Origin of the sequence: Pseudomonas sp. WJP1, assembly GCF_028471945.1 — a bacterium.
Classification (GTDB): Bacteria; Pseudomonadota; Gammaproteobacteria; order Pseudomonadales; family Pseudomonadaceae; genus Aquipseudomonas.
This window is the reverse complement of sequence record NZ_CP110128.1, coordinates 4,116,373-4,143,343: the sequence shown is the minus strand read 5'-3', so window position 1 is coordinate 4,143,343 and position 26,971 is coordinate 4,116,373. Positions and strand designations below refer to the sequence as shown.

Genomic DNA, 26,971 nt, shown 5'->3' with positions numbered 1-26,971 from the left:
CGTGGAAGGTTTTGCATAGGACACCGCCCCCGACCGCACGGACAGATTTTTTCCCCCACACAGGTTTTTTGTTAATGGCGTTAACAACCAAGCAGCGTGCATTTGTCGACGCTGTGAGGAGAGGTGCGTCCAACAAAGATGCAGCGATAGCCGCAGGATATGCGGCCTCCAGCGCTTCGGTCGCCGGGTCACGATTGGCCAAACATCCGAACGTCCTCGCTGCATTGGCCTCTTCACCCATTAACAAAAATGTTAAAGCCGGCCCCAGGCCGGTCAATGAAAAACCGCCGGCCGAGGACCTAGCCCTGGGTGATGTCGAATCCTCTTTCGACTTTTCCACGGCGATGACATTTACCGATCCGAAAGCATTCTTGATCGCGACCATGAACGACTACGACGCGGACGCGAAGCTTCGGGTCGACGCAGCGAAAGCGCTCATGCCGTTCATTCATCCGCGTAAAGGTGAAGGCGGCAAAAAAGAAGAAAAGGAAGATGCCGCGAAGAAGGCTGCCAAAGGCAAGTTCGGCGCTGCACCTCCACCCCCAACTCATTTGCGATCGGTGAAATAAGTGAACGAACCCACCTGGGACACAGCGTGCCCAGACTGGGAGTCGCGCATCATCAATCGACAATCGCTGGTTCCGTTTCCGCCGCTGTTTCCGGACGAGGCAGCCGCGTGCATGCAAGTCCTGAATGACCTGCGGATTGTCGACGCACCGGGTAGCCCGCTGATTGGCGAATCCTGTGCGCCGTGGATCAGTGACCTGGCCGGCGCCATTTTCGGTGCTTACAACTCCAATACCGGCGAGCGGCTAATTCAGGAGTTCTTTCTCCTCATCAGCAAGAAGAACGCAAAGAGCACCATCGCTGCCGCGATCATGCTCACGGTGCTGATCCGGAACTGGCGCCAGTCAGCCGAGTTCATCATCCTGGCACCGACGATCGAGGTGGCGAACAACGCCTACGCGCCGGCCCGCGACATGGTCAAACACGACGAAGAGCTTTCGGCGCTGCTGCATGTGCAGGATCACGTTCGGACCATCACCCATCGTGAGTCCGGGGCGACATTGAAGGTGGTGGCCGCCGATCAAAACACAGTCGGCGGGAAGAAGGCCGCCGTCGTCCTGGTTGATGAGCTTCACCTGTTTGGCAAGAACCCACATGCGGCCAACATGCTGCGTGAAGCCACCGGTGGACTCGCGTCTCGGCCCGAAGGGTTCGTAATCTATCTTACGACGCAGTCTGACCAGCCCCCGGCGGGCGTGTTTCGCGAAAAGCTGCAGTACGCTCGGGGCGTGCGTGACGGCACGATCGTCGATCCGAACTTCCTGCCGGTGATCTACGAGTTTCCGAAGAAGATCCTTGAGGCCGATGATCACCGCAAGCCGGAGAACTTCTACATCACCAACCCGAACATGGGGTACTCGGTTAGCGAGAAATTCCTGATCCGGGAAATGAAAAAGGCGGAGGAGGCCGGTGAGGCTGAGGTGCTGGGCTTTATGTCCAAGCACCTTAACGTCGAGATCGGCCTCGCGTTGCGCTCAGACCGGTGGGCAGGCGCTGATTACTGGGTTGGCGCAGCAGAAAAGAAGCTCACCCTAGACGATGTGATTGCCCGATCCGACGTCATCGACATCGGGATCGATGGCGGCGGCCTGGACGACTTACTGGGTTTCGCCGCCGTGGGCCGGGACAAACGAACCCGTGACTGGTTGGTATGGACTCACGCCTGGGCGCATCCCTCCGTACTCGAGCGAAGAAAGGCAGAAGCCCCTCGTTTTCACGACTTTGAGAAAGACGGCGACCTGACCCTGTCAAAGCGAATAGGCGATGACGTGCTTGAGGTGGCTGACCTGGTTGAACAGGTGGAAGAGTCGGGCCTGCTGGACAAGGTCGGCGTCGACCCTGTGGGTATCGGTGCGATCTACGATGCGATGATCGAGCGCGAAATCCCCCCGGAAAAGATTGTTGCTATCAGCCAGGGGTGGAAGCTCGGCGGGGCGATCAAGACGGCGGAACGCAAGCTTGCCGAAGGCGGGATGAAGCACGGCGGCCAACCCATGATGGCCTGGTGTGTCAGCAATGCGAAAGTCGAGCCGCGCGCGAACTCCATCCTGATCACCAAGCAAGCCAGCGGCTCGGCCAAGATCGATCCCTTGATGGCTCTATTCAACGCGGTGACCTTGATTTCTCTGAACCCCGAAAGCCGGGGCAACGATGACTTCATGGCCGCCATTAGGAACCCGATCATCGTATGAACCCATTGCACGTATTCATTCTGCTCGCGCTGTGCGGGTTTGGTTCGGCCGTTGCAGGAGTTTACGTTCTGCAAGGCTTGGGCTGGGCGCTAATCGCCGGAGGCGTTGCGTTAATTCTGATCGCTGGATTTGTGCGCAAGGGGCTGATCAGTGACTAAATCATTATCGGCCGTGCTGGGCCGCGCGGCCCGCAAGCCGAGTGCGTCGCTGGGACACACTCTGAACGAATGGATCGGTCGGCAGATCGGCTTGGGCGACGGCGGCTTCTGGGGGCAGTTCCTCGGTGGCGGATCCAGCTCGGGCAAGAACGTTACGGTCGACAACGCTATGCAGCTCTCGGCGGTTTGGTCTTGCGTCAGGATCATCTCGACGTCGGTGGCCGGCCTGCCGATGGGTGTGTATCGACGCGAAGCTGACGGTGGACGCAAGGATGCCCGGGACTTTGGCCTCTATGACATCGTGCACACAAGCCCCAATGAGGACATGACGGCGTTTCAATTCTGGCAGGCGATGGTTGCCGCCATGCTCCTTCGCGGGAATGCATTTGCGGAAATCTTGCGGATAGGTAACCGAGTTGTCGCCTTAGATTTCCTGCTACCGAGCCGTGTCGATTTGGAATTGGATGCGGATGGTAGGATCACCTATTGGTACCGCCCGAAAAAAGGCACTCGGCGCCAGATCCAGCGTTCGGACATGTTGCATATCCCGGCGTTTAGCCTAGACGGGCGTATTGGCCTTTCGGCCATCCGCTACGGCGCTGATGTTTTCGGTGCTGCAATGTCCGCGGATGATGCCGCGAATGGAACTTTCAAGAACGGGTTGCTTCCCGCGGTGGCATTTAAGGTTGATCGCGTGCTCAAGCCGGAGCAGCGAGAAGAGTTTCGCGACTATGTAAAGCAGGTGTCGGGGGCTTTGAATGCTGGGCGATCGCCAGTGCTTGAGCAGGGCATCACGCCAGAATCCATCGGGATTAATCCCGTGGATGCTCAACTGCTCGAGTCCAGGGGTTACAGCGTTGAAGAGGTGTGCCGCTGGTTCGGCGTTCCGCCATGGATGGTGGGGAAAACGGATGCGGGCAGTAACTGGGGTACCGGACTCGAGCAGCAGATGATTGCCTTCCTGACCTTTAGCATCAGTTCGATTACCAACCAGATTCAGCAGTGCGTTAACAAGCGATTGTTGACTCCGGCGGATCGCGTTTCGTACTACGCCGAATTTTCGCTTGAGGCATTCCTGAAAGCCGACACCGCCGGGCGCTCAGCCTGGTATAGCCAGATGACCCAGAACGGCATCATGACTCGTGACGAGTGCAGGGTAAAAGAGAACCTCCCCCGGCACGGCGGCAATGCAGGCGTGCTAACGGTTCAAACAAACTTGACCCCCATCGACAAGCTGGGCGAATCCACCGATGGCCAGGCCGCGCAGACAGCCTTGAAAAGCTGGCTCGGCCATAAGGAGTAACCATGCCACTGAATATCAATGCTCGCAGTTTCAACTGCGAGCTGAGCCCTCGCGCGCTCGATCTATGGAATCCGGATCTGCGCGCGGCGCTGGAAGCCGGGACTGACACCATTACCATGTACGGCATTATTGGTGAGGACTGGTTCGGCGAGGGCGTCACCCTCAAGCGCGTCGACGCAGCGCTGCGGGCCATTGGTGATAAGCCGGTCACCGTTTACATCAACTCGCCAGGCGGCGACATGTTTGAAGGCATCGCGATTTACAACCGCCTGATCGAGCATTCGCAAGAGGTCACCATCAAGGTGCTAGGCCTGGCCGCTTCGGCGGCATCCGTTATCGCCATGGCAGGCGCCAAACGCGAAGTTGCCAAGACCGCATTCCTGATGATCCACAACTGCTGGACGTACTTCGCTGGCAACCGGCACGCCATCCGCGAATTGGCCGACACCATGGAGGAGTTCGATCGCGCCATGATCAGCTTGTACGCAGACACCAGCGGGCAAAAGGAAGCTGCGGTAGAGAAAATGCTCGACGCCGAGACCTACATGAACGGATCGAACGCCGTCGAGAAGGGATTCGCTACCGGTCTTATTTCCGCAACCGAGGTTGAGCAAGCACCACGCGAAGCGGGGGCGCAGGCCCATTCAGCGCGTAAGCTCGACGCGGCACTGGCGAAGTCCGGCATGCCTCGCAGCGAACGGCGAAAACTCATTTCCGAAATCAAGACCAGCACGTCTAGCACTGCTGGCGGCGACACGCTTCGCGCTGTCGTGCCGGGCATGCCCAGCGCTGCCCTTGATGTATCCGCGTTTGAAGAAACCGCAAACCAGGCGTCAGCGCTTCGAAGTTTGTTCCCGAGCCGCTGAGCGGCTGTAACCACACCCGATTACCTACCGCCTCTATGGCGGTTTTTTCATTTCTGAAAGGACCAAAAAATGCCAGCTCCGGATTACGCTCAAATCGAAGCCTCCCAGAAGCAAACCCAGGCCGACCTAAAAGCGGTTGGCGATCAAATTAAAACCTATGCCGAGCGCACCGAGAAGGAAATCAAAGCTTCCGGTGAGATGCAGGCGGAAACCCGTGGCAAGGTGGATGAGCTGCTGCTCAAGCAAGGCGAGCTGCAAGCCCGTGTGCAGGAGGCGGAGCAGAAGCTGGTCAATGCTGGCAAGCTGCATGAGCCAGAAGTGCAGCAGTCTGCTGGTCACCTGGTGGCCGCCAAGATGACCGAAGAAGGCGTGACCAGTTCGTTTCGCGGCTCGCGTCGCGTCGAGGTTCCGCGCGCCGCCATCACCACTGCCACCGGCGGCGCCCTGGTCGCCCCTGACCGCGTCGGCGTGATTATTGCCCCTCAGCGCCGCCTGACTATTCGCGACTTGGTCGCGCCGGGTACGACTAGCAGCAACGCTGTGGAGTACGTCCGGGAGACCGGCTTTACCAATAACGCCGCAATCGTCGGCGAAGGCCTGGCCAAACCGTACAGCGACCTGACCTTCGGGCTGGAGAACGCGAACGTTCGTACTATTGCTCACCTGTTCAAAGGTAGCCGCCAGATTCTGGATGATGCCGCCGCACTGCAAAGCTACATTGACGCCCGTGCGCGCTACGGTCTGCTGCTGGCCGAAGAAGCCCAGTTGCTGTATGGCAACGGTACCGGCAATAACCTGAACGGCATCATTCCTCAAGCTCAAGCGTACGCCGCACCGGCCGGAATCACCGTGGCCGCCGAGCAGCGCATCGACCGCATTCGCCTGGCACTGCTGCAGGCGACCTTGGCTGAGTTCCCATCGACCGGCGTGGTTCTTAACCCGATCGACTGGGCTGCAATCGAGCTTCTGAAGGACGGCGAGGGTCGCTACATCATCGGCAAACCTCAGGACGGCACCGCACCTCGCCTATGGAACCTGCCGGTGGTTGAAACCCAGGCCATCGTCCAAGACCAGTTCCTAGTCGGCGCCTTCAGCCTTGCTGCGCAGATCTTCGACCGCATGGGCATCGAGGTGCTCATCTCGACCGAGAACGACAAGGACTTCGAAAACAACATGGTCACCATCCGTGCAGAAGAACGCTTGGCGTTCGCCGTGTACCGACCTGAAGCGTTCGTTACCGGCGACCTGACTGCCGCTTAATCCCCAATTAAAAGGCCACAGCTCAGTGCCTTGCTCGTTTAGGAGAGATCGATATGGCGCGTAATACTTCAAGCTCGCCTGCGGAAAATGACAATGCCATTGATACGACTGTGGCTAAGTCTCCCGCTGGCGGAGCGGCTGCTGAAAATGCAGGACAGGTTATCCCCGGCGACGCTACTGCCATGGGTATCGCCGCGCTCGATGCACGTGCGATCACCGCTACAAGCGTACAAGCGTCGGACAACTCGATCATGATTTACCCGCTGCGCAGCTACCTGGACGGCAAAGAAATCCGGCGCCGGGGTGGTGCCGGTTATCTTTCGCCGAAGCATGACGCGACCTCGCTGATCGCTGCAGGCCTCGCGACTGACAAAGATCCAAAGGCCTGATATGAGCGCCGTATCGATCGACGAAGCAATGCAGCATTTACGTGCGGAGGAAGACGATCGTGCGCACGTGGAGTTGCTTCTGGCGGCAGCCGAAGACAGCGCGGCGCAGTTTTTGAACCGCCGCTTTTATGCGGATGAACTGTCGCTTGCTGCGGCCGTGTCGGATGGCTCTGCTGGCAGCAAGCCAATTGTCATCAACCCATCCATTCGCGCGGCGTGCCTGCTGATCGCCGGCAGTCTCTACGCGAACCGGGAAGATGTCGTCGTCGGTACGATTTCTTCCGAGCTTCCCATGGGATCACGATCTTTGTTAACGCCATATCGCATTGGCTGGGGGGTGTAGTGAGAGCCGGATCCTTGCGTCATCGCTGTGCCATGCAAAAGCCGGTGCGCGTTAAAAACTCATCTGCCGGCTTCGAGGTCACCTGGGCAGAAGTCGACAAGGTTTGGGCCGATATCGCGCTGCCCACCGGACGCATCGTCCCTGTCGCCGAGCAATTGAAGGCGATTGTATCGGCGGAAATTCGCATCCGACCCCGCGCGGATGCGGTCGCAGGCAATCGCCTGGTGCATGTGGTCGGCGGTATCGCCATGACCTACCTCATCGAGGCGGTATTGCCGGATAACGCCCGCTCGATGCTGCGACTCCTCTGTTCAAACGTCCCCCATTCTTAGAGGTGAACCATGAAAGTAATTGCATTGGGCAACCTGTCCGGCGCCACTGGCGAAAAATCCAAAGGCGAGGAGTTCACTGTCGATGCTAAGACAGGTGCCGAACTGGTCAACCGCGGGCTCGTCCGCGAAGTGCTCGAGTCGCCGGTGGCCAAAAAGGCCGAAGCAGCCAAGGAGTAATGGTCATGGCTACTCGTCGCTCGCGCATGTCCGGGGACTTCAAGTTGCGGCGCACATTGCGCAACATTCATTTGAAGATGGATAACGAATTGGTCCCGGCGATGCAGGAGTCAGCGGACCAAATCCTCACCACCATGCGGCAGTTGGTACCGAAAGATACCGGCGCCGCTGCGTCTGCTTTGAGAGCCTTCGTTTCCAAAAGCGGCCTGGATGCGCAGATCGGCATCCGGGGTAAAAAGGACATGCGTCGGTTCTTCTATCTGCGCTTTCTTGAGTACGGCACCAAGGGTTACAGCGGCGCGCTTTATCGACGGGCTGATGCCAACGCCATCGGCGGTGAGCACACCAACAACCGGGATAAGTTGCAACTCAAGGGGCGCCGCAATGCCCTGAACCAGCGACCTACCAAGAACAAAAGTGATGGTGGTCACTTTTACGGCAACTACCCGGATATTCCGGCTCGCCCCGCACATCCATGGCTTCGACCTGCAATGGCCGTGAATCGGGAAGTTGTCCTGGCCAATATCCGTGCCGCCGTGGCAAGGACATTGAGCAAAGCGAGTGAGGGCATTACCGATGGCTGATCCGTCTGTTGCACTACAGGAAGCGCTGGTCGCGCGACTGGACGCTGAGGTTTCGTGTCCTGTGTACGACGGTGCTCCGATGGATACGCCGATGCCTTACATTTCGTTTGATCGCGAAGTCTCGGTGAATACTCGGCCCATCTCCGGCCGTAAACGCGAAACCCGGATGCTCTACCTGTCGATTTGGTCTGATGCTCACGGCCAGGCGGAAGTGAAACGCATCAACGGCGAGATCGTCGCCGCCCTGGACGAGCGCCGGTTACCGTTGACAGTTGGCCGTGTTGTCTCCGTAAGAGTTGAGCAGGCCGATGCTCAGCGCGATGCGGATGGTGTCACCTATCAAGGTTCGATCGCTGTTCGCGTTATCACCACTCATTAATTTACATCCGGCCGCCTCGCGGCTTTATCCAATGTGCCTTTGGAGGAACCCCCATGGCCGATGACAACCTCAATACCGCCGCCGGCTGCCGATTCTCGATCGGCAGCAAGAACGGCGCCGATACCGAAGCGCTCTACAAGGCCGACACCTATGTCGAAGTCGGCGAGATCGAAGACTTGGGCGAATTCGGCGACACTTTCAGCTCGGTGAACTTCACGTCCCTGCGCGATGGTCGTGTTCGCAAATACAAGGGGACCGCCGATGCGGGCGACCTGACACTGACCGTGGGCCTGGACAACGGCGACCTAGGCCAGGCCAAGCTTAAAGTTGCCCACAAGGATCGCAGCAAAGGTGACTACAACATCAAGGTCACCCTGAATGACGGCGATCCTGATGCAACCCCGGCCATTCTCCCGACCACGTTCTACATGCGTGGCAAGGTCATGAACAACACCGTCGCTGCCGGTGCCGCTGACAACGTGGTGCGCCGCAATGTCACCATCGGCATTAACTCCGACATCCTTGAAATCCTCCCGACATGACCGGTGGGGCTCCGGCCCCAACCTTCCAAGGAATTGATCCATGAGCAAAACCCTGCACGGTACGACCACCATCGCCATGGGCGATGAGAGCTATGAACTGCTGCCAACGTTGGCCGCTGTTCGCGCGATCGAAGCGCGCTTTGGCGGATTGCGGGGCGCAGCCCAGGCCATCACCTCGCTTAGCGTTGAGGGCTGCGCTGCAATCATTGCTGCTGGTGCTGGCCTCGCTGGAAAGCACGCTGACGCTGTCGAGGAACAAGTGTGGCAGGCGGGGGTGGTTGAAGTATCTGTTCAGCTGAACAGTTACCTGGCGGCGCTGTACAACCCACGGGGTACAGTGCCGGGAAAGGACAAGGCGGCGAAGGAGTAAGCGCTGTCCAGGACGGCAGCTACGTTGACCGGATGTATGCGGTGGCCACGGGCTGGCTTGGATGGTCACCCGATACGGCTTGGCACACGCCGCTCCCCGAGTTGTTCCTGGCGATGGATGCGAGGATCGAGTGGGCCCAGATGACCAACCCTTTTGGCGGAAAGCCGTCCGGTCCGAAGGAAAAGCCGAAGCCTTCCACGGTTGCTGCCAAATTGCGGCAAGCGCTAATGGGCCGGACCAAATCGAGGGGGGATTAACTTCTCACTCACCCTTTCTAAAACCCGCCAGGGTAGGTTTTTTATTGGAGATAAACAGTGGCGGATACCGACGTTCAGGGGATGCTGGTTCGCATCGAAGCGACCACGGCGCAACTCCGTCAGGAAATGGCCCGTGCGGACTCCAGCGTGGCCCAGGCGTCCGGCAAAATCGATAAGAGTCTGGGGCAAGTAGACGAAGCCTTTGATCGTGCGGGTGAAAGCGCCGAAGGCGCCGCTGGATTGATCAAGAACGCCCTTGCTGCGGCAATTGGCGTTGCGTCCATCGGCAAGATTGTAGAAGCGGCAGACTCCTACGGACAGATGTCCGATCGCATCGGCATGGCCACCAGCAGTGTCGGCGAATACGACCTGGTGCAGCAGCGTTTGCTGGAGACCGCGAAGCGCACCTATCGTCCGTTGAGTGAAGCGCAAGAGCTATACATCCGGACCGCTGACAGTTTGAAGTCGATGGGCTACAACACCGGCCAGGCGCTGGATGTGATGGACAGCTTCAGCTTCCTGCTGGTGACTAACTCGGCCACGGCAGACAAGGCCAGCTCAGCCATCGACGCCTATTCGCAGGCGCTGCAAACCGGCAAGGTCGAAGCTGATGGCTGGCAGTCGATTCTCGCAGCCATGCCGACAGTGGTCGACACGATCGCAAAGTCCACAGGGAAAACAGCCGAAGAAATCCGCAGCCTTGGGGCGCAGGGTAAGCTCAGCCTGGATGTTCTGACCGAAGGCCTGCAGAAGTCCGCAGAGGCAAACGGAATATTGGCGGACAGCATGAGCATCGCAGTTCGCGATGCGGTGCAGAACCTCTCGAACGCATTCACCGTCTACATGGGCAGGCTGAACGAGACATCTGATTTCACCGGCGTCTTGGGCAAGGGGATTAGCGCCCTAGGCAACAACTTCGAAACCTTGGCGGATATTGCCATTGTTTCGGCTATCGCTGCCTTGACCCGGTACGGGGTGAGCTCCGCGAATTCCGCTGCCGTGGCGACATATGCCGCATTTAAAGATGCCGCCGCACGAAAGGCGCAAGCTGCGGCTGTTCTGCTCGCCGCTGAGGCCGAGCAGCAGAAGGCCCGGACCTCAGTGGTTCTGGCCGAAAGAGAGGCCATCGCGGCGCGCGGCACTGCGGTACAGACTCAAATGTCGATCCAGTTGGCCGAGGCCAGGATGGTGGAGGCGCGTGCAACGAGTGCTGTGGCTGTCGCTCAGGCCGGGTTGAGTCGTACCAGCGGCGTGATTATGGGCGTCCTTGGTGGGCCGCTTGGAATTGCGGCGCTCGCGATTGGTGCGGCCACGGCATTTCTGACGTTGCGGGATAACACCAACGTGCTGAAGGATAAGCTCGGTGATCTCGCCGACCCTATCGATAAGCTGATCGAGCGCTTCGGTGCGCTGAATCGGGCCACTCAATCGGTCACGCTTCGCCAGTTGAAGTCGGAAATCGACGACATGCAATCTCGCCTCGGGCAGAAATCCGGGGCTATCGCTGACCAGTTCGAGAATGATCTCCGGAACATAGGTGCTGCCGGTTCCGATGGTCTAATGACAGGGCTGGCACCGCTGCCGGCGGAGGCGCAGAGCGCTCTGGAACTGGTGCGCAAAGCTTCCAAAGATCAGGCGGCCGGTATGACTGTCGACTGGAAGGCCGTCGCTGACCAGCTCCGTGTTATGCCTGGTGTCACTGAGTCGATGGCGCAGGCCATTGAGGAAAGCCAAGGCCCCGTCACCGAGCTATCTGCGGAGCTTGATAAGCAACGAGCGACCTTTGCGGCCCTGACCGGCGAGACTGACGAAAATACGCGTGCAGAGCGCGGAAACGCAGCCGCCAAAGCGAAAGCGGCAGGTATCGGCCAGGCATACCTCGATCAACTGCAGAAGCAACTCGGCGCCGCTCAGGACAAAACCAGCCTGGCCGCCGCAAACCGATTCATTGAGGAAAACACTGACCTCACGGAAGGCATGATTGTCGCCATCCGTTCGGCTGCTGCTGCCAAAGACGCCCAGAAAGCGGCGGATGATGCCGCAACCAAGGCCTCAAAGAAGAACACCAGTGAAGGCGAGTCAGCCGCCAAGCAGCAGCTCAAATCGTTTGAGTCGACCGAGGAAGGCTACAAACGTCAGATCGAGCTGATCAACACCACCGGCGAAAAGCAGAAGGATGCAACGGAGGTTGCGAAGCTCTCCTTCGAGCTGCAGGAGGGCAAACTCGGCAAGCTGACCGAGGCGCAGAAAAAACGGCTGCTGGGCATGGCCGCCGAACTCGACGCGCTGAACAAGATCAAGAAGGCCAATGAAGATGACCTGAAGTTGACCGCGTTCAAGGCGGCGCAGGCCACCGGCACGCAGACCACACAGGACGGCTTCGATCAGGAGCTGGCCGGCATCGGGATGGGCGACAAGGCCCGGGACCGGATGCGTGCGGATCTAGCGCTTCGGCAAAAGTACGCGGCTGACTTGGCCAGCTTGAACGAACAACGCAACACCGGACAGATTTCGCCAGAGCTCTATGCCAGCGAGACGAAAGTTCTGCAGGATGAGCTCGGCAAGCGGTTGGCTGCCCAACAGACCTACTTCAGCCAGGTGGATGCTGCCCAGTCCAACTGGTCAAACGGTGCGTCGGATGCACTGCAAGACTACGTCAACCAAGCGGCCGATGTGGCCGGCCAAACCAAGCAACTGTTCACCAGTGCCTTCAGTGGGCTGGAGGATGGCATCGTCGACTTCGTGAAGACGGGCAAGCTGTCCTTCAAGGACATGGCCGATTCGATCATTGAGGATCTGATCCGAATTCAGGTTCGGCAAGCCGCCGCTGGTTTCCTCAGCAGTGCATTCAGCGCATTCACGGGCTGGGGGGCTGGCAGTGGAACCATGACCGGCTTCAGCGAAGGCGCGATGGTGGCCAACGCCAAAGGTGGGGTCTACAGCTCTGCCAGCCTGTCATCGTATTCTGGCGGCGTCTACGACACGCCGCAGACCTTCGCCTTCGCCAAGGGCGCCGGCATCTTCGCGGAAGCTGGCCCCGAGGCAATCATGCCGCTGACCCGAGCTGCTGACGGGTCGCTCGGCGTTCGGGCCATTGGCGGATCAGGGGCGTCAGCCGCTGAATCCGCTGCAACGGTGTCGGTTGGCGGGATCACGCAGCACATCACCGTACAGGGCAATGCTGACGAAGCCACGCTCGCGCGCATCCAGGACGCTGCGCGTCGCGGTGCCGAGGGCGGTTACCAGATGATGCTCAAGGACCTCAAACAAAACGGCCCAGCCCGTCAGCTAATCAATCGCCGGTAAACGGCTGTAGGAGTACTTCATGGCTATCGCTTGGCCGGCTGCGTTGTGGCCGTCGCAAATGACGTGGGGCATGGTCTACAACAACCGAGCCTTCACGTCGACGCTGTCCAATGCTCAGCAGATCATGGGCTATCCGGGGGCCTACTGGTTGTGCACGCTCAGTTTTGATGGCCTGTTTGATGAGGACGAGCGCGAAGTCACTGCGCTGCTTGGCCGCCTTCAGGGAATGTTTGGGACGGTGAATATTCCAGCCTTCACGCGCACCAGATCCGACAACATTGGCGCACCGGTGGTCGTCACAGCAAATGCCCAGGCCACCAACATGATCTTGGGCGGGGTGACGCCGAACCAGAAGGTCTTTTCTTTTGGCGACTACATCTCCATCGCCGGTGAGATGTTTGAGGTGGTGGACGACGCCGCATCGAACGTTCAGGGACGGGTCCAGGTTTTTCTCAACAAACGAATTCGCCGGGCTATCACGCCCGGGGCTGCCGTTGAGTATCGCAACCCCTATTCCGAGATGCGTCGAGTGGATGACACCAATCAGCTGACTGTTCAGCCCGTCGTGGCCAATGGCAGCTTTCAGTTTCGAGAGGCTTTCTGATGCCGTCAGCATTCCCGTTCAGCCAGAGCGTGGTGAATATCATTGCGACGGGCAAGTTCATGCCTGTGTACGCCGTGCAGCTCGACTTTGTCGACGGCATGGTCTTCGCGCACACCGGCACCGGAGACCTTGTTGTCGACGGCATCACCTATCAGGGCGTGGGCAATTTCGGCCAGGTCAGCCAGTCGCAGGAGAGCGACAACTCTGGGTCGCCGATGTCCGTCGAGCTGACGCTCAGCGGTCTGGACTCCTACATCCTGTCTGAGACGAACGTGCGCGGGTGCCGTGGGCGCATGGCCAAGGTCATGTTTGTGGTGTTCGACGAGGCTGGCAATTACGCGGCGGACATCCTGTTTTCCGGTCGAATGGATGCCTCCAAGTTCTCCTTTTCCGGTAACGGCGAGGACGGCAACAGCATCACCGTCCCGGTCGTTGACCGGATGGCCGAGTGGAGCCGAACCGGCACCGAGCGCTTCACCGACGAAAACCACCGCGCGCGGCATGACGGCGACCGGTTTTTCTACGCCATCGCGCAAATGTCCGAGTGGCCCATCTACTGGGGCTCGAAGAAGGACGCACCGACATTCACCTATGGAAGCTAGCCATGCGCTATCGAGACTGGACAACCCGTCTGAACGACGTGATCAAGGCCGCCCAAGAGCGGCCTTTTTCATGGGGCGAATTTGACTGCTGCCTGTTCGCCGCTGACTGCGCGACGGCGGTGTGCGGCGTAGATCCGGCCGAGCAATACCGCGGCAAGTACACCACGGAGACGGGGGCAAAGCGGCTGCTAAAGAAGCAGCACGGCAGCCTTGAATCTGCATGGGACGCCTGTTTTGTAAGAATTCCGCTGACCTTTATCCAGCGCGGCGACGTGGTGATGTACGACGCACCCGGCGGCCGAAGCATGGCCGTCTTCTGGGCTGGCGATTTTTGGGCAACAACCGACGACGGCGCAGCCCGGGTCGAATGCGCGCCACTGGCCGCGTGGAGGGTTGAATGAGTGGCGGCGTAAAGAAACTTGCTCAGGTCGCGGTCGGCGCTGTCATCGGCGGCTTTCAGGGTGGCCCGTGGGGCGCTGTCGCTGGCGCGGCGCTTGCCTTCTACGCAGCCGAACAGCAGGAAAAGCTCAACACCAAGTCGCCTTTGCGCGACAACGAGCCGTCAGCACAGACCGTACGATCCTCCAAGGCGCCGGCGCGCTTCATCCTTGGCCGGGTTTCCACCGGCGGCGTTCTTGTCTGGGCGCAGGAGCAATCAGGTGCGCAGGGTGAGGGCGAATGGCTGCACTTGGTCTACGTGCTGTGCGAAGGCGCCATCGACGCCTTGGAAAACATTTACCTTGGCGAGGAAGAGATCAGTTCGTTCGGCGCCCTGGCCAGCTACGAGCTGGTGGTGAACCCGACACAGGTGAATGCCTTCCTTAAAGCCAACTGCCCAGATTGGAAGGACAGTCAGATCGGACGGGGACTTTCTTTTGTTCGCGTGTCGCTGCAGTACAGCGCCGAGAAATTCCCCTCGGGTATTCCGGACACGCGGTTTGTCGTTCGCGGTCGAAATGACATCTACGACCCTCGCACTGGCACCGCCGTTTACAGCGCAAACACCGCGCTGCATCTGCTCTGGTTTCTGCGTGCCCGATGCGGCGTGCCGGATGACGAGATCGTATTCGAAACGTTCGCCAGTGCGGCCAACGTCTGTGATGAGGCCCTGACCAACGCTGACGGATCAACCAGCCAGCGCTACCGGAGCGGGTGTGTCATTGGCGCGGATGAACAGCGCACCGGTGTTTTGCAGAAGCTTGAAGCGGCATCTGGTGGGCATCTGATCCGCGTGGGTGGCCGCTGGATGTTCCAGGCCGGGGCCTATTACGGCCCGTACGACTTCGAAATCACTGAAGACATGGTGATTGGCACGGTCACGGGCAGCACTGAATCGACCAATGACTCGGCGATCAACACCGTTCGCGGCACCTTCATTGATCCCTCGCAATCATGGACCGAAACTGACTACCCGGAAGTCAGCGTTGCCGAATGGGTCGTGGAGGATGGCGGCGAGGCGGCGGAAACGCTCACGTATTCCTACGTCACGGATCCTTACCAGGCCCAGCGCCTGGCAAACATGGAGCTGCGCCGACGCCGCGCTGGCGGTGCAATCAGCATCCCGATGAACTTTTCCGGCTACAACTGCCGCCCGGGTCGCGTGGTACGGGTCAATCTGCCATCGCTGAACATCCTCGGTGAATTCATCGTCTCTGACTGGTCCATGGGCGACAGCGAAGGCTGCACAGTCCAGGTCAAGCAGTACGAGGTGGCAATCTTCGATGATGCCGTAGGCCAGCCGTACAACCCGTTGGGCTTCATTAATCTACCGACTGGCGGCCTGGGATCTCCTACAGGGCTGACCTGGACGCAGAACACCGGGGCTGAGGTCGTGCAAGGCGCCCTGTCCTGGACGCCGCCGGCTGGGATTGTGTCGTCCTACGTCGTCATCGTTCGCCAAGGCGCGACCGCTGTTCAGTCGCACTCGGTACCGGCAACATCGACTCAGTGCGCAATCAACGGGCTGCCTTCAGGCAACTACACGATGAGTGTGGCGTCCCTGGGGCCTATGGCGCGATCCGGCGAGGCGAGCATCTCCGTCAGCATCAACGGCCCGCCCATCCCTGAATCCTGCGTGGTGCAGTCCTCGATCGACAGCATCGTTTTGATCCCGCAGAACACACAGAACGGCCTCAATGGCGGCACCTACGAGTATTTCTTCAGCACGTCGCCGACGGCCACAGCGAACGATGCTGATTATCTGGGGCAGGGGCTGTCCTTCACCCACACCGGGCTGGAGTTCTACACGAACTACTACTATTTCGTGCGCTCGTCGAATGCCTATGGCAAGAGCTCGTTCCTGTACGTGCCGACCTCGACCTCCAATGACGTCTCGGCGTACCTGGCAGCGTTGGCAGGCCGGATCACCGAGACGGAACTCGCCGAGGATTTGCTTTCCGAGATCGAGAAAATCCCCGGGCTTCAGGCGCAAATCGATGCGCTCGACGGCCTGACCGGTTACAAGCCGGATCAGGTTTACGAGAAAAACCAGATGGTCGTGGAGGGCGGCCGCATCTTTCAGGCCAAAGGCCCGGTTCCAATCAACACGCCACCACCGAACGCTGGTTACTGGCTGGATGTCGGGCAGTCGGTCGAAACGGCCAATGGTCTTGCTCAGCAAGTGGCGACCAACACCGCCGAGATCACCGAGCTTGACGGTGCGGTCACAGCCCAGGCGACTGCCTTTGAAGCGCTTCGGGCTTCTTCCCGCGACGACAACGGTGAGGGCGAGCTGGCGGACGCACTGAAAGGCTGGGACAGCACTGCATCGGCGGCCACGGAAACCAAAGTTCGCGCCTCTCAAAATGAGGCGATGGCGAGCAGGCAGACGACGCTCGAAGCCAAGGTTGGTGTCAACGAGTCCAGCATCACCACGCTTGAACAGGTCGTGGTGACGAACCAGCAAGCCACAGCTCAGCAGATCACCCAGTTGGGCACGACAGTCGGCAACCAAGGCACGCAGATCGGCCAGCAGCAAACATTGATCGAGGCCAATTCCTCGATCATCAATGACGTGAACGGCAAGCTGGCTGCGACCTGGTCGGTGAAGATGCAGTACAGCACCTCCACCGGGCAGTACATCGCAGCAGGCATCGGGCTTGGGATCGAGAACACTCCCGCAGGCCTGCAAAGCCAGTTCCTGGTCAGCGCGGACCGTTTCGCCATCGTCAACACCATCGCCGGCGGCGCCATCTCGGTTCCGTTTGCGGTGCAGGGTGGGCAGGTGTTCATGAATTCGGCGTTCATTCAGGACGGCAGTATCACCATGCTGAAGATTGGCCAATATCTGCAATCTGATAACTACGTTGCTGGGGTCCAAGGTTGGCGCTTGGATAAGGCTGGAAACCTGGAATTCAACGGACCAAGCCCGGGTGGAGGCCGTCTGACCATGACAAACCGTGCCATCAAGGTCTACGACCAGAATGGAGTGAAGCGCGTCCAGCTGGGAGATCTGACCGCATGATTGATGGAGCAATGGTTTGGGATGAAAACGGCAACCTCTCCATGGCTACAACGACTTTCACCTACCAGGTGATCTGGCAGGGCGTGATCGATTTCAGCGGTGCCACGCCCAGCTACTCACTCAGCATCCCGGGCTTCAACCCGGCCAACTGCGTCTTCATGATCATTCCGACCAGGGCGCAGGATGTGCAATCGGCAGAGAACGACGGCTTGGGCAACTCCAAGTCTTATCCCTACGTCACCACCGCCGCAGGGCAGGTGACTGTTCTGCCGAAAAACCCTTCTGCTGGGGCGTCCGTTGGCCAGACAAGGATTGTCGCCAAGGCATACGCGATAAAGTTTTCGACATGAGCTATGGCTTCCAAAGCCTCAACGACAACTCCTTTGTTCAGATCGACGCGGAAGCGCCACGGCTGTGCATGCTGACTAAAGGGTCGTATTCAGGGACGACCAATGCGTCGGGGGTGTTTGCCAGGGCCATCACCAGCCAGGATCCGCCGCTGGTGTTCGTCCGGCCTGATGCGGGGGGCATCCAGGTACCCATATCTGTGTGGTTCACCGGCGGCCCGGGGAACTGGACCGGCTTCACCATGAAGGCATCCAACGTTACTGCAACGCTAAGCGGTCAATATTTCGTGGCCGCTTGGGCCGCCATGGGCACAGCGATGTATGGAATGCAGCTGTGGGATCAGAACACCGCGCTGGTCTATGACAGTGGTGCGCCAGCGGTGGTGGTGACCTTCGCCGCCGGCAACTGGACGTATGTCGGCGACGAGGTGCTGACCGTGGGGCGCCGTTACATCTGGAGCATCAGCAAGCTACTTGGGGCGGGGGAGTACATCTCCCTTAATCCGTTCGCCATGAACTGCCACAACGCCTCATCTGGTGGCGGCTGCGCGCTGGGTGTTGATTACGCCAACAGTCGAATCCTCATGTACAGCCTCGCAACAAACGCCTGGACTGACCAAGGTCACCGGCCATTTCTCTGCGCCAAATTACTGGCCTGAGCACCTTATTTCTGGAGATATTCAATGCCCTGGTACAAATCAGGAACGGTCTCTGTCACCCAAAATTCCAATGCTGTGCTCGGCGCGGGAACCGCATTCATTGCCAACAGCCGGGTCGGCGATGCCTTTCGTGGCCCAGACGGCGCCTGGTACGAAGTGACCAACATTGCCAGCGACACGGCCTTGTCGATCTCGCCGAACTATCAGGGTGCGACCAATGCAGCGGGCATCTACACTCTGGCGCCCATGCAGGGTTACGTCAAAGATTCGGCCGATGCGCTGCGGGCACTGGTGAACCAGTACGGTACTAAGTTGGCCGCACTCGGCACCACCGGCAACTACGACATATTGCCAGTCACGAAAGGCGGCACTGGCGGTACAAGCCAGGCGGATGCTCGGACAGGGCTTGGTCTTGGCTCTGTTGCGACTGAAAACACGCTTCCAATCAACAAGGGTGGAACGGGCAGAACAGACGGTCGAGCCTTGTTCTCTGAAGTTTCGGCTCAATTAGCGGCTGCATTGTTTAGCACGCAGGGAATGTACATGGGATGGAACTCTTCATCCCAAGGTGAGGGGCATTTCATTGTCAACAGAGGTGGTGGTAATGGGGGCTTTACGTGGCGATCAGTGAACGCTGATAACTCTGCCACCGGACCAACAATGTCTTACTCATATGCCGGGCTGCTCACAGTTCCTACCCTCACTGTCACAGGCGCGCCTATCCCGCAGTCGTCCGGTGGTACAGGCGCCACATCTATGGGCGCTGGGGCTGTAGGAACAGTTTCGCAAACTAGTGGTGTGCCGACCGGCAAAGTAGTAGAAGCGGGGTCAAACGCGAATGGTACGTTTACTAAATTTGCGGATGGTACGCTAATTTGTAGGTACAAATACGCAGTTATCCGCACGATGAGTAGTCCGACAGGTTCACTATTTTTTGGTGGATCTGGTGAAGGGGCTAAAAACTTTCCTGCAACATTCATTGCAGCACCTGTTATTAGCATACAGGGCTCATTGGAGACAGGTGAAGGCTGGTTTGTGCCGGGCTCCACACTCTTGAATTCAACAACGCAATGGCCAAGCGGATATGTGTTTACACAAATCTCAAGAGGGGCAATGATTCTGTCAATAGACTATTTAGCCGTAGGAAGGTGGTTTTAATGAATATAATGCTTAGCCCGAATCGTCGTGATGACACGCTCGAAGTTATCAAGACGGGCGATGTTTTAACAATTAACGGGGAAGACTTCGACTTTTCTCCAGTTGGGGAAGGCGACACTTTGCCCGCAGACGCCATTTCTTCAGGATGGTTTACCGGTGAAGTTAATAGGATTGACGGTGCGATTGAACTAACTTTGATTTTGCCTAACCCTTGGAACTATAGCCCTGAACAAGCTTTCCCGGTTCCGTTGCTTAACGTACCTGACGGCCCGGTTGCGTTTCCGTTGCCGCTGCCAGAAGTCCCGAGCGAAACCGCGAGCGAGGTGCAGGCATGAATATCGACTGGACCCAGCTCATCACCAAAGCCATGAAGGATGCTGCTGCCCAAGCAGATCAACTGGCTGTTGCGAAGGCAGAATTGTCAGCAAGGAACTTCAAGGCTGTAACTCAGATCGCACGCATCCAGGATCGCATTGATACGCTCGGTTACGGCATTGATGCCGGCGAAGCGACTGAGGAAGACGAGGCTGAGCAGGCTGCGCTGCTGATCAATCTCAAAGCCTGGAAAACCTACAAGTTCGCACTGGGCAAGGTGACCGCTCAGGCGGCATGGCCGGCTATCCCAGTGTGGCCAACTGAGCCAGCCGTGCCATTTATTGCCGCAGCCCCAGAGGGGGTCATTCGATCATAGGCTAGGCCTTAAGTCCCACTGACTAGTTCGCGAGCTTCTACTCTGGCATGCCTGAGCCTGAGCACCTTAGCTCCGAGTGAGAGCCCAGGCTTTTCAATCCTTTGGTGTAGAGCGTAGCAAACAGCAAAGAGCAACGCGCATATAATGAGCTTAGAGCTAATTCCGGTAAATCCAAGACCCTGCACAGGAGTGGAAATGTACTCCCAAAGCCAGTTGTGGAACAGATAAACGGAAAACGTTAGGTCGGAAATAACTCTAAGAGCGCGTCCGTCCTGAAGCTTTGGTCCGTAGTAAAGCGAGGCCAGGAACAAAGCCAGCGCGATGATCGCGTAATTGCTTTCCTTCCAGCCTGGCTGAATGTTCGAAATTTTTATCAGAAACATCAAGCTCAGTATCGACCCTACAGCAATGCATATTTTCCTGTTGGCGAGTTCTTGCTGGCTTAAATAAATCAAGGATCCGATGAAGAGAAAAAGAGAGTAGGTGTTTACATACGCCGCGTTCCAATGCCCAATTTCAGGGAATGCTGGAATTACGTAAAGACAGGTGGCCACGATCAGATAGGCTATAGGTAGTAGTTTTTGGCTTGTGAATAATCCAGCGGATTTGAAAGTCGCCATAAGGATATAAAAAAGTATTTCAATTCGAAGTGTCCACTCAACGCCAGCCAGTGCGTTTGGAATATCGAAGAAATCTCCGATCAACAATAATCTCGGTACCATTACTGACAGCGGCGGAACCGGAGTTTCGTGGAAATACCATGCCATAAATGTCTCGGAAAGTACTGCAAATATGAAGAGTGGGTATATCCGAAAAATTCGCTTGATAATGAAGTCGGTAGGTGTTTCTTTTTGTAAGACGTGGGTTATGATGTAGCCAGAGGTAAGAAAAAAAACAACTACACCAGCGGCACCCCCAATGCACAGCGGTACTAGCGCCTCAAAAAAATATCTAGTAGTGATATGAAGTGCAGGATTGTTAACTGCGGCGCTGAGTTCTTCCGCGAATTTGTGGCCAACTAGTACACTGATAAATGCGAAAACCCGCATGTAATCCAGAAATACTAAGCGCCCACCATTGGCTGCTGACATTCAATTGCCCATTTTTAGAAGTGTGAAGGTTTAAGCGATGATCGCTGTTTTTCGCGGCATTGTACGCAGAACGTTACAAAACCACACGATAATTCTGGCTAAATGCCACCAGCTGTTGCCATAGGCCGCCAATACAACAAACAGCCATCTGCGTGATGCAGCGACACCCGCAATCGTGCGGGCTTTTTTTACGCATGGAGAAAAGTATGCCCATCACCCAGCAGCAGCTGCTGCAGATCCTCCCGAGCGCCGGCAAACAAGCCGGCGTTTTTGCGTCCGCGCTCACGCTGGCCATGGACAAGTACCAGATCAACACGCGCCTGCGCATGGCTTCCTTCATTGCCCAGGTCGGTCATGAGTCCGGTCAGTTCCGCTACGTGCGCGAGCTGGGTGGCGACCAGTACCTGAGCAAGTACGACACAGGCACCCTGGCCAAGCGCCTGGGCAACACGCCCGAGGCTGACGGCGACGGGCAGAAGTACCGAGGCCGCGGCCTGATCCAAGTCACCGGCCGCGACAACTACCTCGCATGCAGCAAAGCCCTGTTCGGAGATGACCGCCTGCTGCGCACACCTGAACTGCTCGAGCAGGCCGAGTGGGCTTGCAAGTCGGCGGCCTGGTTCTGGAATTCTCGCAACCTGAACGCGCTGGCTGATGCAGGCGACTTCGTAGACATCACCCGGCGCATCAATGGCGGCACGAATGGAATGGCCGAGCGCCGATCCTTCTACCTCGCCGCGCTGAAGGTGCTGAAATGAGTCCGCTCCTGCCTCCGGCAGGCGTATGAAGGTATCGGCAAAACTCCGCTGAAAAGGCAAGATGTTGGTCAGCATCAACCACCCTGACATCCGCCCAAGTTAACTATTAGCCGTTATCCAGTCTATCGCCTGCTTGAGGTCTCCTTTTGGGGAGGATCAATCCGCGTTGTTGGTTTCGTACATTGCCCACCGCGTGGTCCACGGTAAACCATTCAAACGCCTCAGACGGCTCTCCCTCCAGCAGTACTATCTGCTCGGCGCGTCCTTTGGGCGTCGCCGGGTCCAGCCATTCACGCGCCAGTTCCGCTGACAGCGCCACCGGCCGGCGGTCGTCAATGTCGACCATGCCGCCGGCGCTGTCGGCGGTGAGGATGACAAAGCCATCATACTTTCCCGGTTCGTGCTCGCCGATCGGGTACTGGCCAATCGCGGCGCAGAGGATTGGCGTTCGGTCACGGTGGCGGATCAGGTAGGGCTGTTTTTTGGGGCCGCCTTCATTCAACCACTCAAACCAGTTGTCGATCGCGATGATAGCCCGGTGTGGCCAGGTTGCTCTGAAGAATGGGCGCTGGGCAACCTTTTCCACGCGGGCATCAATCGGCATCGTGGCGCTGTCGGCCCATTGCGGGCGCCAGCCCCAGCGCACCAGGTCGGCGCGCAGGAATTCCCCCTCTTGGTGAAAAAGCGCGAGTTGAGTGCTCGGCGCGGCGTTGTAGCACTCAAACGGCAGGTCGCCGACATAGTTGAGCAGGGCATTGGGCATGTTGAGGGCGGCGACGAAGTCCTGGATGCCGCGATATTGGGATAGACGTTCACACATGATTGAGCTTTCTCTGCTGCACCCAGGGTAGACCAGTGCCAAAGGACTTCGTTACCAATCCTCGGCCAGCGCAGGGCAGTCTTTGCCTGAAGCGAAACCGTCGTGGCGAGTCGGGTCAGTCTTGAGCAGAGCGCCTACGGCGCTCACAGCTCCACCATAAACCCCCGCAACCCAACACCGGCAGCAAAGCGTCCCACAGCGGTCAGACTGGCCCAGGCGCGAATCTTTTCCCGCTTGGAACGCACCGGCACCCAGCGCGCGCCGCTACCGCCCAGGCGGATCGCCAGGCCCCACGCTGGGCCGCCGTCGATCTTGGCCACCAGACACTCGCGCACCGCGTGTTGTTCGACCAGGGCGCGCAACACGTCCTCTTGAATCGCCTCGCCGATCATAGGAGTTCGGCCAAGCGTATTTGCGCGGCATCATCAAACGCCCGATACAGCCCTTCAACATCAATGGCGTGCAGTACGCGCACGGTGTCGAGACCCAAGGCAAAGCCTTCGGCGCGGTCTGCAGCGCGCAATGTGTCGGGCAGCGTGCGTCCGCTCCTGATCGCGAGCAGGAGTTTGTCCGCTTGGACGCGGATCGAACTTGGTAGGTTAAGTGGCTCCAGAGGGTCACTGGTGGGATTGCCGCTGCTCATCACAACCATCCGGCTTGTCGGCCCATATCCAGGCGCTGGCTTAATTCGTGGCCCTGGTTAGGATTCAAAACGCCGGCCACCACCAGCCCCCAGAGGAAGCCACGCAGCTGGTTTTGCGTGCTCAGCATGCCGGCATGGGTCAACGCCTCAACACGAAACGCTTCGACCTGCGGCCGTAGCAGCGGAAGCTGTGCTTTAAAGTCCGCCATGGCGATCAGGTCATCGAAAAATTGATTGGCCGCCTCGATAGCGGCAGGGTCAGTCAATGGCTCGTACATGGGGCGCGTCCTTTCGAGTGTGTGACCGTCATTGCGTAAAATTCAGGACCAAGGGTCGTGATCACCCAGTCTAGGGGGGAGTGGGAAATAGCGCCAATCAAAAAGGCCCCCACATGGTGTCAAAATGTGGTGGCCTTTTGAACATAAACGGCGTTACTCGAAGCGGCGGTCTTATTCTTTCGCCCAGGCGTACACGCGCTGATTGATTTCACCCAGGCCGCCGTCGCGGGCGATCCATTCTTCACCGGCGCGCCGGCACTGCGCCTTCAATTCATCGACACTGATGCCATGAAAAGCCGCGACGGCCGGAGCCAGATGTTCCGGAGCATCGCCGCCATCGCGCAGGGCCACAAACATCAGGTGATGCGCGGGCCAATTGGCATACAGGCTATTTGGTTCGGTCATAGTGATAGCTCCTTGAGGGAGATCACTTATTGTAAGCATGGCCCACCGTGGAGAGGTTTCCTTTTAGCCGGAATTCTGTGCCGTTTAGGAGGGGCGTTGGTTGACGGGCTCACAGATAGATTCACCCAGTTTTTTAACTCGAACAGGCCAGCATGACCCGGCGCGTGCGTAAGCTTTTTTGATATAGCTCAGTGCCCAGGTATTTCCATTTCTTTGCCGGAAAGCTGATGATTTCTAGATCTTGACCGCAGTAATTGAACACAGTTTTTGATGCTAATGACCTCTGATGCATCGTCTAAAAGGTGACCAAAATCATCATTAGGTTTATGCCCGCCATGAACTCCGTGATGGTGGTTAGGCTTCCGGTCTGCAAGAGCACCGTTATCGTTACCGGAATTTGTGTTGAGGCTAGGGCAGCTAGTAAAGGAGTACCTGGCGGCATGCTCTGCGTCATGCCGATCGCATGGATTGTCACCAGTGAGAGCACGGCTCCTACAGTTAGTGCCGTTAAAATCATCACCGTCGCTGCCAACACAGGTATAAACAATGCCGCCGCTGCTTCCACACTCCTGCCCCCCGATTGTCCGATTTGTCGTTGCAACCGCGGTCGAGGTGAGTGTGCTTTTGCCTAGAAGCCTGGCATGTGACGACGCTCTCTCCGCGAATGGAAGGCTAGCAGTGAGGCGAACAATGTGTTGGATCCAAGGGCATTGTCTAACAGGTGTATATGGTCGATTGTTGCTTGATGTAACGGGCAACTATCGGACCCAGAGTGTGCATCAAGAAGCGCTTTGAGAGGGAGGTCTTGGCTCGGAAAAATGATCCTCGGGCAAGGAGACCGTAGTAGGTAGAAAAAGCACCATGAGCCCAGCCGCGTATCGCCTGCAATGAACGACTGAGATTGAAGTCTGCTCTATCGGAATACACGCCGGAGAATCGACATGTACGACAGCACGAAGGTTGAGGTGTTTTCCGCTTTTCATGACTTATTGGTGATTCCGGAGGTTCGGATGAATGCACAAGAGCAGTATGAAGAGTTGCTTCGGCTTGCTGACCGTTTTTATGCGCGAGGAGTCATCGACCGAGAAGAGCGCCGATCCTTAATTGAGGTGGCGACGATAGCCTATGCTCGGGCAGTTGAGGGGGTGGGAGGAGGAACGTAAGGGGGGGGGCAGTGAGTCGCGCGGTGTGGGCAACTGGAGGGTCGGTTGGTAGCTCTGGCCGATTGGGCTGAGATGGTTTTCGTAGGCATTCGTCAGGTCGTCTATTATTTATAAGCTGACTCTGAGGACGTAAGTCATGATTTCTCCGCTTGAGCTTCGCCACACGATTGAATGTGGCTTTCTGCCTCTTTCCTGCACCTGCACCAGCAATCCGGATGGATCGCTCATGATCAAAGTATTCGATCCGTCGAGCGGCCAGGTTGAGCTATTGGTCACAGCGGTCACGACGGAGCACTTAACCTCCAATCGTGCAATCGCGAATCTCATCAGGGAGCTGCGCAGCGAAATGGCGAGTCGAAGTACGATGATCGCCGACGGCTAACAATGGGTTACGTCTGCCGAATAGCCGCAGTGAATATTGTGTCTTCTGATGGATCGCTGACACGCGAGAGGTTGCTCCTGAGCTTATTTCTGCCTGCCACGAACAACAGTGGTCGAACCGAAGCGCTCGCTCGCGGAGGACGGCTAAACGAACCAACAAGAGACACGCGAGCGCGGCGGCAGCGCACAACGATAACACCACAGAGCGTTCTAGAACGGTGGTGCTGTTCTAGTCGACCAGAATAATTACCCGCTAAGAATCGAGATCCATAACGCCCTCAACGCAAACAGGAGGGCAATGAAGCCTTTCTCAGTCATAGAAACCTCCAGCGACTCAGGGTGATGTCTTAATAATGAGGTTTCCAGGCTGCAGCAGCGTGGCTACCGAAATCACCAGGTCATCCAGGGACCAAGGCTTGTGCAGATAAATCGTATGAGTTGGTAAGTCGCTTGGATCGATTAAATAACCGGATGTGAGAATGGAGGCGATCCATGGCAGACGACTCTGGATCATCTCAATAAACTCCATCCCCTGGATCTGCCCTGGTAGTGCCTGATCCACGATCACAAGCGGGCAGTGAAAAGTGTTTTGCAAAAAGTACGTCAGCGCGTCGTCTGCGGTCTCAAACGCCAGAGACTGGGCGCCAATCTCAGACAGGATGTCCGTCATCAGTGATCGAAGGGTCGGATCATCCTCAATAACGATCACCGTACCTTCGATCGGCAGCATTCCTTCCCAGTTCACGTTCACACGTCTTGTCCTTCAAGGTCAGGTTGGTGCCTCATCGAAAAGACAGCATAGGACGAAGCCCGTATGGGTGGGCCTGGGGATGTACCATCAGCAAGTGGCAAGTGTAGGTGTCGTCTGCAGAGGCGCAAGTCGACCCGAAACAGTCATTCAAAACCTCTATTGCTTAGGCCTTATCGATGGGGTGACTAGGTTGAACCAGCGTCGTTACTGCCATCACCAAATCATCCATTGCCCACGGCTTTTGTAAATGGATTGTTGAGTCGGGCAACGTTAAGGGGGTGAGTTCGTAGCTAGATGTAAGAACAGTGGCGGTCGGTGGCCATTTCTTTTTCACTAACTTAATGAAGTCCGCACCGCTCAACTGACCAGGCTGGCCTTGATCAACGATCACCAATGGACAACCGTCGGGCATTCCCATCAAGTAGATCAAAGCATCGCCGGCAGATTGGAAATCCAAGGGACGGAGGCCGATCTCGTCCAGAATGTCTACCATCGACATCCTCAGCGTGGGATCGTCCTCAACAACGATGACCCATCCAGGCAGGGGTAAGGGTTTTTCCCGCTTTGCCTTCATGCTGGATCCTTATTCAGATATCACCAAAGGCAGTGATAGCGTCTCTCCCAGTTTAGGCG

The 26,971-nt window shown here is 57.7% G+C and carries 35 protein-coding genes; 27 read left to right on the top strand and 8 right to left on the bottom strand.

The window, feature by feature from the left end; all coding sequences use genetic code 11:
* The first annotated feature begins 74 nt into the window (after window positions 1-74).
* The 24 genes from OH720_RS18465 to OH720_RS18350 all read left to right on the top strand — a co-directional run bounded on the left by OH720_RS18465 (window position 75) and on the right by OH720_RS18350 (window position 20,048).
* Window positions 75-569 (top strand): terminase small subunit, encoded by a 495-nt coding sequence (locus OH720_RS18465; protein WP_272602358.1) that lies wholly within the window; start codon window positions 75-77, stop codon window positions 567-569.
* Window positions 570-2,258 (top strand): terminase large subunit, encoded by a 1,689-nt coding sequence (locus OH720_RS18460; protein WP_272602357.1) that lies wholly within the window; start codon window positions 570-572, stop codon window positions 2,256-2,258.
* Entirely contained in the window at window positions 2,255-2,416 is a 162-nt protein-coding gene (locus tag OH720_RS18455; RefSeq protein WP_272602356.1) for a hypothetical protein, read from the top strand. Before OH720_RS18460 ends, OH720_RS18455 begins: the two co-directional genes overlap by 4 nt.
* Entirely contained in the window at window positions 2,409-3,719 is a 1,311-nt protein-coding gene (locus OH720_RS18450; RefSeq protein WP_272602355.1) for a phage portal protein, read from the top strand. Before OH720_RS18455 ends, OH720_RS18450 begins: the two co-directional genes overlap by 8 nt.
* A gap of 2 nt (window positions 3,720-3,721) precedes the next feature.
* Window positions 3,722-4,585, top strand: coding sequence for a head maturation protease, ClpP-related (locus tag OH720_RS18445; RefSeq protein WP_272602354.1), 864 nt, complete (start codon window positions 3,722-3,724; stop codon window positions 4,583-4,585).
* 69 nt (window positions 4,586-4,654) lie between these two features.
* Window positions 4,655-5,845, top strand: a complete 1,191-nt coding sequence (locus OH720_RS18440; RefSeq protein ID WP_272602353.1) for a phage major capsid protein — start codon at window positions 4,655-4,657, stop codon at window positions 5,843-5,845.
* A 53-nt stretch (window positions 5,846-5,898) separates the two neighbouring features.
* Window positions 5,899-6,234: a hypothetical protein gene (locus OH720_RS18435; protein ID WP_272602352.1), complete on the top strand. Its 336-nt coding sequence runs from the start codon at window positions 5,899-5,901 to the stop codon at window positions 6,232-6,234.
* A gap of 1 nt (window position 6,235) precedes the next feature.
* Window positions 6,236-6,577: a head-tail connector protein gene (locus OH720_RS18430; RefSeq protein ID WP_272602351.1), complete on the top strand. Its 342-nt coding sequence runs from the start codon at window positions 6,236-6,238 to the stop codon at window positions 6,575-6,577.
* A complete protein-coding gene (locus tag OH720_RS18425; protein ID WP_442967201.1) occupies window positions 6,577-6,909 on the top strand; it encodes a head-tail adaptor protein in 333 nt (110 codons plus the stop codon). Before OH720_RS18430 ends, OH720_RS18425 begins: the two co-directional genes overlap by 1 nt.
* Window positions 6,910-6,918: 9 nt before the next feature.
* Window positions 6,919-7,086: a hypothetical protein gene (locus OH720_RS18420; RefSeq protein WP_008061046.1), complete on the top strand. Its 168-nt coding sequence runs from the start codon at window positions 6,919-6,921 to the stop codon at window positions 7,084-7,086.
* Window positions 7,087-7,091: 5 nt separating this feature from the next.
* Window positions 7,092-7,670: an HK97-gp10 family putative phage morphogenesis protein gene (locus tag OH720_RS18415; RefSeq protein ID WP_272602349.1), complete on the top strand. Its 579-nt coding sequence runs from the start codon at window positions 7,092-7,094 to the stop codon at window positions 7,668-7,670.
* Window positions 7,663-8,049, top strand: coding sequence for a DUF3168 domain-containing protein (locus OH720_RS18410; RefSeq protein ID WP_272602348.1), 387 nt, complete (start codon window positions 7,663-7,665; stop codon window positions 8,047-8,049). Before OH720_RS18415 ends, OH720_RS18410 begins: the two co-directional genes overlap by 8 nt.
* A gap of 53 nt (window positions 8,050-8,102) precedes the next feature.
* Window positions 8,103-8,591 carry a hypothetical protein gene (locus tag OH720_RS18405; RefSeq protein ID WP_008061040.1) on the top strand — a complete coding sequence of 163 codons (489 nt, stop codon included), beginning with the start codon at window positions 8,103-8,105 and terminating at the stop codon, window positions 8,589-8,591.
* Window positions 8,592-8,631: 40 nt separating this feature from the next.
* Window positions 8,632-8,961, top strand: a complete 330-nt coding sequence (locus tag OH720_RS18400; protein ID WP_272602347.1) for a hypothetical protein — start codon at window positions 8,632-8,634, stop codon at window positions 8,959-8,961.
* A gap of 314 nt (window positions 8,962-9,275) precedes the next feature.
* Window positions 9,276-12,524: a phage tail tape measure protein gene (locus tag OH720_RS18395; protein WP_272602346.1), complete on the top strand. Its 3,249-nt coding sequence runs from the start codon at window positions 9,276-9,278 to the stop codon at window positions 12,522-12,524.
* A gap of 19 nt (window positions 12,525-12,543) precedes the next feature.
* A complete protein-coding gene (locus tag OH720_RS18390) occupies window positions 12,544-13,128 on the top strand; it encodes a hypothetical protein (RefSeq protein ID WP_166618805.1) in 585 nt (194 codons plus the stop codon).
* On the top strand, window positions 13,128-13,730 hold the full coding sequence (locus tag OH720_RS18385) for a hypothetical protein (protein WP_272602345.1): 603 nt from the start codon (window positions 13,128-13,130) through the stop codon (window positions 13,728-13,730). The genes OH720_RS18390 and OH720_RS18385 overlap by 1 nt, the downstream gene beginning before the upstream one ends.
* A gap of 2 nt (window positions 13,731-13,732) precedes the next feature.
* Window positions 13,733-14,131: a DUF6950 family protein gene (locus OH720_RS18380; RefSeq protein WP_272602344.1), complete on the top strand. Its 399-nt coding sequence runs from the start codon at window positions 13,733-13,735 to the stop codon at window positions 14,129-14,131.
* A complete protein-coding gene (locus OH720_RS18375; RefSeq protein WP_272602343.1) occupies window positions 14,128-17,193 on the top strand; it encodes a phage tail tip fiber protein in 3,066 nt (1,021 codons plus the stop codon). Before OH720_RS18380 ends, OH720_RS18375 begins: the two co-directional genes overlap by 4 nt.
* Window positions 17,190-17,543 (top strand): hypothetical protein, encoded by a 354-nt coding sequence (locus OH720_RS18370; protein ID WP_272602342.1) that lies wholly within the window; start codon window positions 17,190-17,192, stop codon window positions 17,541-17,543. The genes OH720_RS18375 and OH720_RS18370 overlap by 4 nt, the downstream gene beginning before the upstream one ends.
* Window positions 17,540-18,199 (top strand): hypothetical protein, encoded by a 660-nt coding sequence (locus OH720_RS18365; RefSeq protein ID WP_272602341.1) that lies wholly within the window; start codon window positions 17,540-17,542, stop codon window positions 18,197-18,199. The genes OH720_RS18370 and OH720_RS18365 overlap by 4 nt, the downstream gene beginning before the upstream one ends.
* 24 nt (window positions 18,200-18,223) lie before the next feature.
* Window positions 18,224-19,357 carry a phage tail protein gene (locus OH720_RS31705; RefSeq protein WP_336299049.1) on the top strand — a complete coding sequence of 378 codons (1,134 nt, stop codon included), beginning with the start codon at window positions 18,224-18,226 and terminating at the stop codon, window positions 19,355-19,357.
* Entirely contained in the window at window positions 19,357-19,692 is a 336-nt protein-coding gene (locus OH720_RS18355) for a hypothetical protein (protein WP_272602340.1), read from the top strand. The genes OH720_RS31705 and OH720_RS18355 overlap by 1 nt, the downstream gene beginning before the upstream one ends.
* The gene (locus OH720_RS18350) at window positions 19,689-20,048 is read left to right on the top strand and encodes a phage tail protein (protein WP_272602339.1); all 360 of its coding nucleotides are present in this window, start codon (window positions 19,689-19,691) and stop codon (window positions 20,046-20,048) included. The genes OH720_RS18355 and OH720_RS18350 overlap by 4 nt, the downstream gene beginning before the upstream one ends.
* An 8-nt stretch (window positions 20,049-20,056) precedes the next feature.
* Here OH720_RS18350 and OH720_RS18345 read toward each other — a convergent pair whose 3' ends face one another.
* Complete coding sequence (locus tag OH720_RS18345) at window positions 20,057-21,139, bottom strand: acyltransferase family protein (RefSeq protein ID WP_272602338.1); 1,083 nt, start codon at window positions 21,137-21,139, stop codon at window positions 20,057-20,059.
* 206 nt (window positions 21,140-21,345) lie between these two features.
* Here OH720_RS18345 and OH720_RS18340 point away from each other — a divergent pair, with 206 nt between their 5' ends.
* On the top strand, window positions 21,346-21,897 hold the full coding sequence (locus OH720_RS18340) for a glycoside hydrolase family 19 protein (RefSeq protein ID WP_272602337.1): 552 nt from the start codon (window positions 21,346-21,348) through the stop codon (window positions 21,895-21,897).
* Window positions 21,898-22,003: 106 nt separating this feature from the next.
* On the opposite strand, the gene OH720_RS18335 is transcribed toward OH720_RS18340, so the two are convergent.
* The 5 genes from OH720_RS18335 to OH720_RS18315 all read right to left on the bottom strand — a co-directional run bounded on the left by OH720_RS18335 (window position 22,004) and on the right by OH720_RS18315 (window position 24,043).
* Entirely contained in the window at window positions 22,004-22,717 is a 714-nt protein-coding gene (locus OH720_RS18335) for an SOS response-associated peptidase family protein (protein ID WP_272602336.1), read from the bottom strand.
* A 143-nt stretch (window positions 22,718-22,860) separates the two neighbouring features.
* Entirely contained in the window at window positions 22,861-23,109 is a 249-nt protein-coding gene (locus OH720_RS18330; protein WP_272602335.1) for a hypothetical protein, read from the bottom strand.
* On the bottom strand, window positions 23,106-23,360 hold the full coding sequence (locus OH720_RS18325) for a hypothetical protein (protein ID WP_272602334.1): 255 nt from the start codon (window positions 23,358-23,360) through the stop codon (window positions 23,106-23,108). The genes OH720_RS18330 and OH720_RS18325 overlap by 4 nt, the downstream gene beginning before the upstream one ends.
* Window positions 23,360-23,638 carry a hypothetical protein gene (locus OH720_RS18320; RefSeq protein ID WP_272602333.1) on the bottom strand — a complete coding sequence of 93 codons (279 nt, stop codon included), beginning with the start codon at window positions 23,636-23,638 and terminating at the stop codon, window positions 23,360-23,362. The genes OH720_RS18325 and OH720_RS18320 overlap by 1 nt, the downstream gene beginning before the upstream one ends.
* A 171-nt stretch (window positions 23,639-23,809) precedes the next feature.
* Window positions 23,810-24,043, bottom strand: a complete 234-nt coding sequence (locus OH720_RS18315; RefSeq protein WP_272602332.1) for a hypothetical protein — start codon at window positions 24,041-24,043, stop codon at window positions 23,810-23,812.
* Between the two features lie 941 nt (window positions 24,044-24,984).
* On the opposite strand from OH720_RS18315, the gene OH720_RS18310 reads away from it, so the two are divergent.
* Both OH720_RS18310 and OH720_RS18305 read left to right on the top strand, forming a co-directional pair.
* Window positions 24,985-25,206: a hypothetical protein gene (locus tag OH720_RS18310; RefSeq protein WP_272602331.1), complete on the top strand. Its 222-nt coding sequence runs from the start codon at window positions 24,985-24,987 to the stop codon at window positions 25,204-25,206.
* 136 nt (window positions 25,207-25,342) lie between these two features.
* Window positions 25,343-25,588, top strand: coding sequence for a DUF1652 domain-containing protein (locus OH720_RS18305; RefSeq protein ID WP_272602330.1), 246 nt, complete (start codon window positions 25,343-25,345; stop codon window positions 25,586-25,588).
* Between the two features lie 333 nt (window positions 25,589-25,921).
* Here OH720_RS18305 and OH720_RS18300 read toward each other — a convergent pair whose 3' ends face one another.
* Together OH720_RS18300 and OH720_RS18295 are read right to left on the bottom strand one after the other, a co-directional pair.
* The gene (locus OH720_RS18300) at window positions 25,922-26,338 is read right to left on the bottom strand and encodes a response regulator (RefSeq protein ID WP_272602329.1); all 417 of its coding nucleotides are present in this window, start codon (window positions 26,336-26,338) and stop codon (window positions 25,922-25,924) included.
* Window positions 26,339-26,501: 163 nt separating this feature from the next.
* Entirely contained in the window at window positions 26,502-26,912 is a 411-nt protein-coding gene (locus OH720_RS18295) for a response regulator (protein WP_272602328.1), read from the bottom strand.
* Between the last annotated feature and the right edge of the window lie 59 nt (window positions 26,913-26,971).